This window comes from Pseudomonas sp. NPDC087346, assembly GCF_044744235.1.
Lineage (GTDB): Bacteria > Pseudomonadota > Gammaproteobacteria > Pseudomonadales > Pseudomonadaceae > Aquipseudomonas.
Genome location: NZ_JBIUXX010000048.1, coordinates 1 through 12,643 on the forward strand (window position 1 = coordinate 1; position 12,643 = coordinate 12,643).

At 58.4% G+C, this 12,643-nt stretch carries 13 protein-coding genes and 1 pseudogene; 13 read left to right on the forward strand and 1 reads right to left on the reverse strand.

Annotated elements, in window-relative coordinates; translation table 11 throughout:
* The 5 genes and pseudogenes from ACIOZM_RS23470 to ispD form a co-directional block, all read left to right on the forward strand.
* Positions 1-1,272 (forward strand): CTP synthase (locus ACIOZM_RS23470; protein ID WP_401217865.1); only part of this gene is annotated, 1,272 nt, incomplete at its 5' end.
* Between the two features lie 5 nt (positions 1,273-1,277).
* Positions 1,278-2,123, forward strand: a pseudogene (gene kdsA, locus ACIOZM_RS23475) (3-deoxy-8-phosphooctulonate synthase).
* A 156-nt stretch (positions 2,124-2,279) separates the two neighbouring features.
* Positions 2,280-3,569: a phosphopyruvate hydratase gene (eno, locus tag ACIOZM_RS23480; protein WP_401217868.1), complete on the forward strand. Its 1,290-nt coding sequence runs from the start codon at positions 2,280-2,282 to the stop codon at positions 3,567-3,569.
* Between the two features lie 172 nt (positions 3,570-3,741).
* Positions 3,742-4,020: a cell division protein FtsB gene (ftsB, locus tag ACIOZM_RS23485; protein WP_007908838.1), complete on the forward strand. Its 279-nt coding sequence runs from the start codon at positions 3,742-3,744 to the stop codon at positions 4,018-4,020.
* Positions 4,017-4,724 carry a 2-C-methyl-D-erythritol 4-phosphate cytidylyltransferase gene (ispD, locus tag ACIOZM_RS23490; protein ID WP_401217871.1) on the forward strand — a complete coding sequence of 236 codons (708 nt, stop codon included), beginning with the start codon at positions 4,017-4,019 and terminating at the stop codon, positions 4,722-4,724. The genes ftsB and ispD overlap by 4 nt, the downstream gene beginning before the upstream one ends.
* A 141-nt stretch (positions 4,725-4,865) precedes the next feature.
* Here ispD and ACIOZM_RS23495 read toward each other — a convergent pair whose 3' ends face one another.
* The gene (locus ACIOZM_RS23495; RefSeq protein WP_401217874.1) at positions 4,866-5,762 is read right to left on the reverse strand and encodes a LysR substrate-binding domain-containing protein; all 897 of its coding nucleotides are present in this window, start codon (positions 5,760-5,762) and stop codon (positions 4,866-4,868) included.
* A 117-nt stretch (positions 5,763-5,879) separates the two neighbouring features.
* Here ACIOZM_RS23495 and ACIOZM_RS23500 point away from each other — a divergent pair, with 117 nt between their 5' ends.
* From ACIOZM_RS23500 to ACIOZM_RS23535, 8 genes are all read left to right on the forward strand, one after another.
* On the forward strand, positions 5,880-6,992 hold the full coding sequence (locus tag ACIOZM_RS23500; RefSeq protein WP_401217877.1) for an S-(hydroxymethyl)glutathione dehydrogenase/class III alcohol dehydrogenase: 1,113 nt from the start codon (positions 5,880-5,882) through the stop codon (positions 6,990-6,992).
* Positions 6,993-7,057: 65 nt separating this feature from the next.
* The gene (fghA, locus tag ACIOZM_RS23505; protein ID WP_401217880.1) at positions 7,058-7,903 is read left to right on the forward strand and encodes an S-formylglutathione hydrolase; all 846 of its coding nucleotides are present in this window, start codon (positions 7,058-7,060) and stop codon (positions 7,901-7,903) included.
* Positions 7,904-7,946: 43 nt separating this feature from the next.
* Positions 7,947-8,420, forward strand: a complete 474-nt coding sequence (ispF, locus tag ACIOZM_RS23510; RefSeq protein WP_042557897.1) for a 2-C-methyl-D-erythritol 2,4-cyclodiphosphate synthase — start codon at positions 7,947-7,949, stop codon at positions 8,418-8,420.
* Complete coding sequence (gene truD, locus ACIOZM_RS23515; protein WP_401217883.1) at positions 8,417-9,475, forward strand: tRNA pseudouridine(13) synthase TruD; 1,059 nt, start codon at positions 8,417-8,419, stop codon at positions 9,473-9,475. The genes ispF and truD overlap by 4 nt, the downstream gene beginning before the upstream one ends.
* Entirely contained in the window at positions 9,463-10,212 is a 750-nt protein-coding gene (gene surE, locus ACIOZM_RS23520) for a 5'/3'-nucleotidase SurE (protein ID WP_150604698.1), read from the forward strand. The genes truD and surE overlap by 13 nt, the downstream gene beginning before the upstream one ends.
* 41 nt (positions 10,213-10,253) lie before the next feature.
* A complete protein-coding gene (locus ACIOZM_RS23525; protein ID WP_401217996.1) occupies positions 10,254-10,889 on the forward strand; it encodes a protein-L-isoaspartate(D-aspartate) O-methyltransferase in 636 nt (211 codons plus the stop codon).
* 212 nt (positions 10,890-11,101) lie between these two features.
* Positions 11,102-11,980 (forward strand): peptidoglycan DD-metalloendopeptidase family protein, encoded by an 879-nt coding sequence (locus tag ACIOZM_RS23530; protein WP_401217886.1) that lies wholly within the window; start codon positions 11,102-11,104, stop codon positions 11,978-11,980.
* 106 nt (positions 11,981-12,086) lie between these two features.
* Positions 12,087-12,643 (forward strand): sigma-70 family RNA polymerase sigma factor (locus ACIOZM_RS23535; RefSeq protein WP_401217889.1); only part of this gene is annotated, 557 nt, incomplete at its 3' end.

Consider the following 12,643-nt stretch of genomic DNA (forward strand, 5'->3'; position numbering starts at 1 on the left):
GAAATCAAGCGCCGCATCATCAAGGGAGCAGGCGATGCCGACGTGGCAATGGTCGAGATCGGTGGCACCGTGGGTGACATCGAGTCGCAACCGTTCCTCGAAGCCATCCGTCAGCTGCGTTTCGAAGTCGGCGCCAAGCGCGCGATGCTGATGCACCTGACGCTGGTGCCGTACATCGCCACCGCCGGCGAAACCAAAACCAAGCCAACCCAGCACTCGGTCAAGGAACTGCGTTCCATCGGCCTGCAGCCGGACGTGCTGGTGTGCCGCTCCGATCACCCGATCGACATTTCGTCGCGTCGCAAGATCGCGCAGTTCACCAACGTTGAAGAGCGTGCGGTTATCGCGCTGGAAGACGCCGACACCATCTACAAGATCCCGGGCATCCTGCACTCGCAGGGTCTGGACGATTTCGTCGTAGAGCGTTTCGGTCTGCAGTGCGGCGGTGCCGATCTGTCCGAGTGGGAAGCCGTGGTTGACGCCAAGCTGAACCCGGAGCACGAAGTCACCATCGCCATGGTCGGTAAGTACATGGAACTGCTGGATGCCTACAAGTCGCTGATCGAAGCGATGAGCCATGCCGGTATCAGCAACCGCACCAAGGTCAACCTGCGCTATATCGATTCCGAAGACATCGAAAACCAGGGCACTGCGCTGCTGGAAGGTGTTGACGCGATTCTGGTACCAGGCGGCTTCGGTCTGCGCGGCGTGGAAGGCAAGATCACTGCCGTTCAATTCGCTCGCGAGAACAAGATTCCGTACCTGGGTATCTGCCTGGGCATGCAAGTGGCGGTCATCGAGTTCGCTCGTAACGTGATGGGCTGGAAAGACGCCAACTCCACCGAGTTCGACCGCACCAGCGGTCACCCGGTCGTGGGTCTGATCACCGAGTGGGAAGATGCTACCGGTGCTGTCGAAACCCGTACCGAAGCGTCCGATCTGGGCGGCACCATGCGTCTCGGCGCACAGGAATGCCTGCTTGAAGCCGGCTCCAAGGTGCACGATTGCTACGCCAAGGATGTGATTGTCGAGCGTCACCGTCACCGTTACGAAGTGAACAACAACCTGCTGCCACAACTGATCGAAGCCGGCCTGAAAATTTCCGGTCGTTCGGCAGATGCTGCACTGGTTGAAGTGGTTGAAGCTGCGGATCATCCTTGGTTCGTCGCTTGCCAGTTCCACCCTGAGTTCACCTCGACTCCACGTGACGGTCACCCGCTGTTCAGCGGCTTCGTCAAGGCAGCTTTGGCTCAACACCAGAAGAAGGCGTAACCCCGATGGCACAGAAGATCATCCGCGTCGGCGACATCGAGATTGCCAACGACAAACCCATGGTGCTGTTCGGCGGCATGAACGTGCTGGAAAGCCGCGACATGGCCATGCAGGTTTGCGAGGAGTATGTGAAGGTCACCGAAAAACTCGGTATCCCTTACGTGTTCAAGGCCAGTTTCGACAAGGCCAACCGGTCTTCTGTGGCCTCTTATCGTGGTCCTGGCCTGGAAGAGGGCATGCGCATCTTCCAGGACATCAAACAAGCCTTCGGCGTGCCGATCATCACCGACGTCCACGAGCCTGCGCAGGCCGCGGTCGTCGCTGAAGTCTGCGACATTATTCAACTGCCAGCCTTCCTGTCGCGCCAGACCGATCTGGTCGTCGCGATGGCCAAGACCAATGCAGTGATCAACATCAAGAAAGCCCAGTTCCTCGCGCCTCAGGAAATGAAACACATCCTGAACTAGTGCGTGGATGCGGGTAACGATCAATTGATCCTCTGCGAGAGTGGTTCGAGCTTCGGCTACAACAACCTCGTGGTCGACATGCTCGGCTTCGGCATCATGAAGCAGTTCGAGTACCCGGTATTCTTCGACGTGACCCACGCGCTGCAAATGCCTGGCGGTCGTTCCGACTCCGCCGGCGGTCGCCGTGCACAGGTTCTCGATCTGGCCAAGGCTGGCATGAGCCAGGGCCTGGCCGGTCTGTTCCTCGAAGCGCATCCGGACCCGGACAACGCCAAATGCGACGGCCCTTGCGCCTTGCGTCTGGACAAACTGGAGCCATTTCTGGCCCAGCTCAAAGCTTTGGACGAACTGGTGAAGAGTTTTCCGACGGTAGAAACCGCGTAAACCTCAATTCTCCGGTAAAGTACCGCACGATTTAATGCTCAGGCCCTCGGGCCTGAGCCTTGTCGTCTGCAAGTCTGCCCGCTGTACTTCGCTTGCCGACGATTGAAGATTTCCTCTAGCTGCGTCGTTTTCGTCAACTTTGGAGTGTTTACAACAATGGCAAAAATCGTCGACATCAAAGGTCGTGAAGTTCTCGACTCCCGTGGCAATCCCACCGTGGAAGCGGACGTGCTTCTCGACAACGGCATCATCGGCAGCGCTTGCGCGCCGTCCGGTGCATCCACTGGCTCGCGTGAAGCGCTCGAGCTGCGTGATGGCGACAAGAGCCGTTACCTGGGCAAGGGCGTGCTCAAGGCCGTAGCCAACATCAATGGTCCGATCCGTGACCTGCTGTTGGGTAAAGACCCAAGCGACCAGAAAGCCCTCGATCACGCGATGATCAAGCTGGACGGCACCGAAAACAAAGGCACCCTGGGCGCCAACGCCATCCTCGCCGTATCCCTGGCTGCGGCCAAGGCTGCTGCACAGGACCAGGACCTGCCGCTGTACGCACACATCGCCAACCTGAACGGCACCCCGGGTGTGTACTCGATGCCGGTTCCGATGATGAACATCATCAACGGTGGCGAGCACGCCGATAACAACGTCGACATCCAGGAATTCATGGTTCAGCCGGTTGGCGCCAAGTCTTTCTCGGAAGGTCTGCGTATGGGCACCGAGATTTTCCATCACCTCAAAGCTGTGCTGAAGGCCCGTGGCCTGAGCACCGCAGTCGGTGACGAAGGTGGTTTCGCGCCGAACCTGGCTTCCAACGAAGACGCTTTGAAAGTGATCTCGGAAGCTGTGGCCAACGCCGGTTACAAGCTGGGCACCGACGTGACCCTGGCTCTGGACTGCGCGGCCAGCGAATTCTACGAAGACGGCAAGTACAACCTGTCCGGCGAAGGTCAGGTATTCACCGCTGAAGGTTTCGCTGATTACCTGAAAGGTCTGACCGAGCGTTACCCGATCATCTCCATCGAAGACGGTCTGGACGAGTCCGACTGGGCTGGCTGGAAGATCCTCACCGACAAAATCGGCGAGAAGACCCAACTGGTAGGCGACGACCTGTTCGTAACCAACACCAAGATCCTGAAAGAAGGCATCGATAAAAAGATCGCCAACTCGATCCTGATCAAGTTCAACCAGATCGGCACCCTGACCGAAACCCTGGAAGCCATCCAGATGGCCAAGGCCGCTGGTTACACCGCCGTCATCTCGCATCGCTCCGGCGAAACCGAAGATTCGACCATTGCCGATCTGGCTGTGGGCACTGCGGCTGGCCAGATCAAGACCGGCTCTCTGTGCCGTTCCGATCGCGTTTCCAAGTACAACCAACTGCTGCGTATCGAAGAGCAGTTGAATGGCAAAGCCAAGTACAACGGTCGCTCCGAGTTCCGCGGCTGATAAGTACATGGTAAAAAAGACACCGGATTGTGTCGGAAAAGTCGTGACAGCGATGGATTTGCCACTAATCTGATGCCTTATATGCACAAGCCTGGATCTTCCAGGCTTCGTGCTATCAGACGTTTCAAAGTTTTTGTGTGGCTGTCTTTTTTCACTGGATACCTGATATTCGATGCGCAGTCCTTACTGGTTGTTTCTCGTTTTGCTCTTGCTGCTGGCCGGTCTGCAGTACCGCCTGTGGGTGGGCAATGGCAGTCTGGCGCAAGTTGCCGAGCTGAATCAGCAGATTGCTGATCAACATGCCGAGAACGAAGGCCTGCTGGAGCGCAATCGGGTGATGGACGCGGAAGTCAGCGAACTGAAGAAAGGCATGGAGACCGTTGAAGAACGGGCTCGCCATGAGCTGGGCATGGTCAAGGACGGTGAAACCCTTTACCAGCTGGCTCAATGATCAATTCGCTACCGGCCTTCTGGGCCGTGATTCCTGCCGCGGGCGTCGGTGCCCGTATGGCCGCGGACCGTCCCAAGCAATACTTGCAACTGGGCGGGCGCACAATTCTCGAACACAGCCTCGGCTGTTTCCTTGATCACCCGAGCCTCAAGGGGCTGGTGGTCAGTCTTGCTGTTGATGATCCTTACTGGCCGAACCTGGCCTGCGCTGGCGACTCGCGGATTCAACGGGTCGAGGGTGGCTCTGAACGTTCCGGCTCGGTGCTCAATGCCTTGCTGCATCTGCACGCGCAAGGTGCAGACGATGAGGATTGGGTGCTGGTGCACGATGCCGCTCGGCCGAATCTGAGCCGCGATGATCTCGACAAGTTGCTCAGCGAGCTGTCGGATGATCCGGTTGGCGGTCTGTTGGCAGTGCCGGCGCGTGACACCCTCAAGCGCGTCGACAAGCACGGTCGAGTCGTTGAAACCGTTGATCGCAGTGTGATCTGGCAGGCGTATACGCCGCAGATGTTCCGCCTCGGTGCGTTGCATCGGGCGCTGGCGGACAGTCTGGTGGCGGATGCGGTGATTACTGATGAAGCGTCGGCGATGGAGTGGGCGGGTCTTGCACCGCGCTTGATCGAAGGTCGATCCGACAACCTCAAAGTCACTCGGCCAGAAGATCTGGAATGGCTGCGTCAGCGTTGGGCTAACCGCCGCTGAGTGTTTTGGTGGCTGCCGCATCGCTATCGCCAGCAGGCTGGCTCCCACCCATGATCTGCGTTGAACCAAAATCTGTATCCACTAAAGATCCTCTGTGGGAGCCAGCCTGCTGGCGATGGTAGATTCGCAGTCGACGCAAACTCAAATCCGATACTCCGGCCGCTCGGCCAAACCTTCCTTGAGAAAATCCACCAGTTTGCGCACCTTCGGCGATAAATGCCGTTGCTGCGGATACAGCGCCCACACCGCCGTATTCGGTGGTTGATGCGTTTCCAGCAGCGAAACCAGCGCGCCACTGTGCAAATGCTCCAGCACGTAATAGTCCGGCAACTGACACAACCCGACCCCTTGCAACGCCGCATCCAGCACCGCTTGCCCACTGTTGCAGCGCCAGTTGCCCTGCACTCGCTGGGAAAACTCCCGGCCATTCTGCTCAAGCTGCCAGATGTCCGAACTGCCGATCAGGCAGTTATGGCGGGACAGTTCCGACAAACTGTGTGGCCGACCGTACCGTTCGAGGTAGGACGGTGACGCGCAGAGATACATGCGCCGTGGCGCCAGCCGAGTGGCAACCAGTCGCGAATCCTGTAATCGACCCAAACGGATCGCCAGATCCAGCCCTTCATGCACCAGATCGAGTTGGCGGTTGCTCAATTCAATATCGATGCGCAACTGCGGATACAGCCCCATGAACCGCGTCACCAGCGGCACGATAAAACGCTCGCCGTAAGCCACGGCGCAGGTCATGCGCAACATGCCTTTTGGTTCGCTGGTCAGATCGCCGACTGCGCGCAGGGCTTCTTCACGACCGTCCTGCAAACGTTGGCAGTGTTGCAAAAACGTCTGACCTGCCTCGGTCAGCGTTACTCGGCGGGTACTGCGATAGAGCAGGCGGGTCTGCAAACGCTCTTCGAGTCGTACGATTTGTCGACTGATGTGCGAGGAAGAAACGCCTAAACGTTCGGCGGCGGCGGTGAATTGGCTGCATTCAGCGACGGCGACAAATTCGTCGATGCCTTCCCAGCGGTTTTCGGACATCGTTGATTATCCCTGCATGGCAATAATGTTTTGCTTTTGGCCGGATTATTCACTGTAAGTCGATGTATTACACTCCCAGTCTGGTTTTTTATTCAATGGATTCACTGGAGAGTCAGCATGATCAAGTCGCGCGCCGCCGTAGCCTTCGAGGCCAAGAAGCCGCTGGAAATCGTTGAAGTCGATGTCGCCATGCCCAAGGCCGGTGAAGTGTTGCTGCGCGTAGTGGCTTCCGGGGTTTGTCACACCGATGCCTACACCCTCTCCGGCGCGGACCCGGAAGGCATCTTCCCGTCGATCCTCGGTCACGAAGGTGGCGCAATCGTTGAAGCCATCGGCGAGGGCGTGACTTCGGTTGCCGTTGGCGATCACGTGATTCCGCTGTACACCCCGGAATGCGGCCAATGCAAATTTTGCAAGTCGGGCAAGACCAATCTGTGTCAGGCGATTCGCGCCACTCAGGGCAAAGGCTTGATGCCGGACGGCACTTCGCGCTTTTCCTACAAGGGCGAGACGATTTTCCACTACATGGGTACTTCGACGTTCTCGGAATACACCGTGTTGCCGGAAATCTCCGTCGCGAAAATCTCCAAGGATGCGCCACTGGAAAAGGTCTGCCTGCTCGGTTGCGGCGTCACCACCGGCATCGGTGCAGTGATCAACACCGCCAAGGTCAAGCCGGGCGACACCGTGGCCATTTTCGGCCTCGGCGGCATCGGTCTGTCGGCGGTGATCGGCGCGGTGAAAGCCAAGGCTGCGCGGATTATTGCAATCGACATCAACCCGGCCAAATTCGAAATCGCCAAGCAACTGGGCGCTACCGACTGCGTCAATCCGAAAGACTTCGATCGCCCGATCCAGGAAGTGATCGTCGACATGACTGATGGCGGCGTCGACTTCTCCTTCGAGTGCATCGGCAACGTGCAACTGATGCGCGCTGCGCTGGAATGCTGCCACAAGGGTTGGGGCGAGTCGGTCATCATCGGCGTGGCCGGTGCCGGTCAGGAAATCTCTACCCGTCCATTCCAGTTGGTCACCGGTCGCGTCTGGCGCGGTTCGGCGTTCGGCGGCGTACGTGGCCGTACCGAGTTGCCTAGCTACGTCGAGATGGCGCAAAGCGGTGAAATCCCGCTGGATACCTTCATTACCCACACCATGGGCCTGGAAGATATCAACAAGGCTTTCGACCTGATGCACGAAGGCAAGAGCATTCGTACCGTCATTCATTTCTGATCAACCGTGACGACATGGCAGCAGGTCTTGAAGGCTTGTTGCCGTGAGCGCGTAGGAGTCTTTACATGAGTCTGGAAAACATCTCCTGTCAGAAAAGTTTCGGCGGCTGGCACAAGCGCTATCGTCATCGTTCCGATGTGCTTGGCTGTGACATGGTGTTTGCCGTGTACCTGCCGCCGCAGGCAGAGCAGGGCGGCAAGCTGCCGGTGCTGTATTGGCTGTCGGGGCTGACCTGCACCGACGAGAACTTCATGCACAAGGCCGGCGCGCTGCGCATGGCGGCGGAATTGGGGCTGATCATCGTTGCGCCGGACACCAGTCCGCGTGGCCCTGATGTGCCGGGTGATCCGGACGGTGCGTGGGATTTCGGCCTCGGTGCCGGATTCTATCTGAATGCCACGCAGGAACCCTGGTCGCGGCACTATCGGATGCATGACTATGTCGTCCAGGAATTGCCTTCACTGGTTGAGGCGCATTTCCCGGCATCGGATAAACGCAGCATCAGCGGTCACTCGATGGGTGGTCACGGTGCGCTGGTCTGTGCCCTGCGCAATCCGGGGCGTTATCAATCGGTGTCGGCATTTTCGCCGATCAACAACCCGATGGATTGCCCTTGGGGGCAGAAGGCTTTTTCCCGTTATCTGGGCGAAGACCGTTCGAAGTGGCGTGAGTGGGATGCCTGCGCGCTGATCGCTGAAGCCAGTGAAAAACTGCCATTGCTGGTCGACCAGGGTGATCGTGACGATTTCCTCGCCACCCAGCTCAAACCCGAAGCCCTGCAACAAGCAGCAAAACAAGCGGCGCACCCGCTGACGCTGCGGCTGCAACCGGGCTACGACCACAGCTATTTCTTCATATCGAGCTTCATAGACGACCACTTGCAGCATCACGTACGCGCTCTGCGTGGCTAATGCAGGTAGAATCACGCCCTGACAAAAATCGGGGCGTTTTTTTATGCGTATTGGCCACGGCTATGATGTGCACCGTTTCGCTGAAGGCGATTTCATTACTCTGGGCGGCGTGCGTATCGCACACAGCTTCGGGCTGCTCGCTCATTCCGACGGTGACGTCCTGCTGCACGCCTTGAGCGATGCCTTGCTCGGCGCTGCGGCGCTGGGTGATATCGGCAAGCATTTTCCGGACACCGATCCACAATTCAAAGGTGCTGACAGCCGTGCGCTGTTGCGTCATGTGGTCGGGCTGATCCACGCCAAGGGCTGGAAGGTCGGCAACGTCGACAACACCATCGTCGCCCAGGCGCCGAAAATGGCCCCGCATATCGAATCGATGCGCGCACTGATTGCCGCCGATCTTCAAGTTGAGTTGGATCAAGTGAACGTGAAAGCTACCACCACCGAAAAGCTTGGCTTTGTCGGTCGCGAAGAAGGCATCGCCGTGCACTCCGTTGCCTTGTTGCTGCGCGCATGAACGAACTGCAATTGCTCGGCCCGCGTGCCTATGGCGACGCCCTCGGCACCGCGGTACTGAAAGCCATCGCTGAAGATTTTCAGGTCGATGAAGTCCTCGACATCCCGTTCAGCGGCGATGGCGAGCACCTGTGGATCTGGGTGGAAAAACGCGGTCTGAACACCGAAGAAGCAGCACGGCGGATTGCCAAGGCTGCCGGCGTGCCTTTGCGCACGGTTAGTTATGCCGGGCTCAAGGATCGTCAGGCGCTGACCCGTCAGTGGTTCAGTGTGCAGTTGCCGGGCAAGGCTGATCCGGATCTGTCAGCGGCGGAAAACGACACGCTGAAGATCCTCAAGACCACCCGCCACAAGCGCAAGCTGCAACGCGGCGCGCATTCGGCGAATGGTTTCACCTTGCGTCTGACGCAGTTCGCCGGCGACAAGGCGGCAATCGAAGAACGTCTTCAGCAAATCGTTAAACAAGGTATTCCGAATTATTTCGGCGCCCAGCGCTTTGGCTTTGACGGCGGCAACGTGGTCGATGCCCGTTCCTGGGCGGCGCGCAAGGCTCTGCCGGAGCAACGCAATGTGCGTTCGCGACTGTTGTCGACGGCGCGCAGCTTTTTGTTCAATCAGGTACTGGCGGCGCGGGTTGCCGATGGCACCTGGCAACGTGCGCTGGTCGGCGATCTGCTGGCGTTCACTGACAGCCGCAGCTTTTTCCCGGCCGGTGAGGCCGAGTGCAGCGATCCACGCCTGGCGATTCTCGATCTGCATCCGACCGGCCCGCAGTGGGGCGAAGGTGACTCGCCGGCGACCGGCGCTGTCCATGATCTGGAGCAGGAAATTGCCGCCCGTGAAGCGGATCTGCGCGATTGGTTGATTAATGCCGGTATGAGCCACGAACGTCGCATCCTGCGACTGCCCATTGGCGGGTTGTCGTGGCATTATCCCGAGCCTGACATTCTGCAACTGGAATTCGTCCTCCCGGCCGGATGCTTTGCCACCGTATTGGTGCGCGAGCTCGTTGATCTGGTGCCGGTGGGGCAGACGGACAGCCCATGCGTATTCTGATTTCAAACGACGATGGGGTAACCGCACCCGGTCTTGCCGCGCTTTATGCTGCGCTGGCGGATTACACCGAATGCGTGGTTATCGCCCCTGAGCAGGACAAGAGCGGCGCCAGCAGTTCGCTGACGCTGGACCGTCCGCTGCACCCGCAATATCTGGCCAACGGCTTTATCAGCCTCAATGGCACACCGACCGACTGCGTGCACCTGGGCCTCAACGGCCTGCTGGAGCGCCAGCCGGACATGGTGGTTTCAGGGATCAACCTCGGCGCCAACCTTGGCGATGACGTGTTGTATTCCGGGACCGTGGCGGCAGCCCTTGAAGGGCGCTTCCTCGAACGTCCTTCGTTTGCTTTCTCGCTGGTCTCACGTCAGGTGGACAATCTTCCTACGGCGGCTCACTTTGCGCGCAAACTGGTCGAGGCCCACGCCGGGCTCGATCTGCCGCCGCGCACGGTGCTGAACGTGAACATTCCGAATCTGCCGATTGATCATATTCGTGGCATTCAACTGACCCGTCTCGGCCATCGCGCCCGTGCGGCAGCGCCGATGAAAGTGGTCGACCCGCGTGGCAAGGCCGGTTACTGGATCGCCGCCGCTGGCGACGCCGAAGATGGCGGCCCGGGCACCGATTTCCATGCAGTGATGCAGGGCTATGTTTCGATCACCCCGTTGCAGCTTGATCGCACCTTCAACGATGCCTTCCGAAGCCTCGACGGCTGGCTGGAGGGACTGCGCTGATGTCTCGTGAACAAGACGATATGTTGCGTCGCGGCATCGGCATGACCTCGCAGCGCACCCGCGAACGTCTGATCCAGCGTCTGTATGAAGAAGGCCTGTCCAACGCCAAGGTGCTGGAAGTCATCCGGCGTACGCCGCGTCATCTGTTTGTCGATGAAGCGCTGGCGCACCGCGCCTATGAAGACACCGCACTACCGATTGGCCACAACCAGACCATTTCTCAGCCTTATATGGTGGCGCGCATGAGCGAGCTGCTGCTGGAAGCAGGGCCGCTGGACAAGGTGCTGGAGATCGGCACCGGTTCCGGTTATCAGACTGCCGTGTTGTCGCAGCTGGTGGAGCGGGTGTTTTCGGTTGAGCGCATCAAGGTTCTGCAGGATCGGGCCAAGGAACGTCTGGTCGAGCTGAACCTGCGTAACGTGGTGTTCCGTTGGGGCGATGGCTGGGAAGGCTGGCCGGCTCTGGCACCGTACAACGGCATCATTGTCACGGCGGTGGCCACCGATGTGCCGCAGGCATTGCTCGATCAATTGGCTCCGGGCGGACGTCTGGTGATTCCGGTCGGCTCGGGTGAAGTACAGCAATTGTTGCTGATCGTGCGCGAAGAAAACGGTTTTTCCCGTCGTGTTTTGGGAGCCGTTCGATTCGTGCCTTTGCTCAACGGGCCACTCGCCTGAGCATTTGTTTAAAGGCGCTGAATTCCTTTCGCTGGTGTCGGTCTTACAGCGGCAGCAATGGTTTAAACGCAGCGAATTGTCGATTGGCAAACGTGTGCGCGAAGCGATTTCGCTTCATTAAAGGTAAAGCCGCATCGGCCAGTTATACTTGCCACACCTCATGCCGGAATACGGCATTCCAAATTTTTCAGCCACCACAAAGGGAGCGGCGGGTGAGTCTCACAGTCATTGCGCAGCGTATGGGTAACACGAGCTTTCAGCGCCTGGTGACTGGCCTTGTCTTGAGCACCTTGCTGGTCGGTTGCTCCAGCACAAAATCGAGCAACGTGCGCGTGGTTGATCGTAATGCGGTGGCCCAGCGTCCTGCGGTAACGACCGGGCAGTATGTAGTCCGTCCGGGCGATACGATGTTTTCCATCGCTTTTCGCTACGGCTGGGACTACAAAGCCCTCGCCGCCAGGAACAACATTCCTACGCCGTATACGATACATCCGGGTCAGACAATTCGCTTCGACGGGCGTACCGGATCAACGTCGACGGCAGTGGTGAGCAGCAGCAGTTCTTCGCCGTCTTCCTCGAGCAAAACTACGGTAATCCGGCGCCAGGCGAATGGCACGACGACCACCACAACCACCGGTTCCGGGGCCGCAGCGACAACGGTTGTACCGTCCGTCGCCAGCAAGTCGACACCGCCTCCATTGCCCCCGGCAGGCCCGGCCCCGACCGGCTGGGGATGGCCATCTAATGGCATTCTTATTGGTAAATTCTCTTCAAACGGTAGTTTGAATAAAGGAATTGATATCGCCGGGGATTTGGGACAGCCTGTTTTAGCTGCGTCTGATGGGACGGTGGTTTACGCCGGGAGTGGCTTAAGGGGCTACGGCGAATTAGTCATCATCAAACACAGCGAAACCTACGTCAGTGCCTACGGACATAACCGCAGGCTGTTGGTTCGGGAGGGGCAGCAGGTCAAGGTCGGACAGACAATTGCCGAAATGGGGTCAACGGGTACAGACCGGGTGAAACTGCATTTTGAGATTCGCCGACAAGGTAAACCAGTAGATCCGCTGCAGTTCCTGCCAAGACGTTGATTTGTAAGCCAGCCTGTTCCGTCGCGTAGAGGGGACAGGCTCCAGCGTTGCCAAGGATAAAGGCGTCGCTTGAGCTTGGGGTCGAACTCACCAAAGGACTATAACAATGGCTCTCAGTAAAGAAGTGCCGGAGTTTGACATCGACGATGAGGTTCTCCTTATGGAGGCCGGCATCGATTCGGATTCGATGTTGAATGATGAAGGGGCTGCTCCACCTTCCGTTCGTTCCAAATCCAAAAACTCCACTTCACTGAAACAACACAAGTACATCGATTACACGCGGGCACTTGATGCCACGCAGTTGTATCTCAACGAAATCGGCTTTTCCCCGTTGCTCTCCCCTGAGGAAGAAGTTCATTTTGCGCGTCTGTCGCAAAGTGGCGATCCTGCCGGGCGCAAGCGCATGATTGAAAGTAACCTGCGGCTGGTGGTCAAAATCGCCCGGCGTTACGTCAATCGGGGGCTGTCGCTGCTGGATCTGATCGAAGAGGGCAACCTTGGGCTGATCCGCGCGGTAGAAAAGTTCGACCCTGAACGCGGCTTCCGCTTCTCGACTTACGCGACCTGGTGGATTCGTCAGACCATCGAGCGCGCGATCATGAATCAGACCCGGACCATCCGGTTGCCGATTCATGTGGTCAAGGAGCTCAACGTGTACCTGCG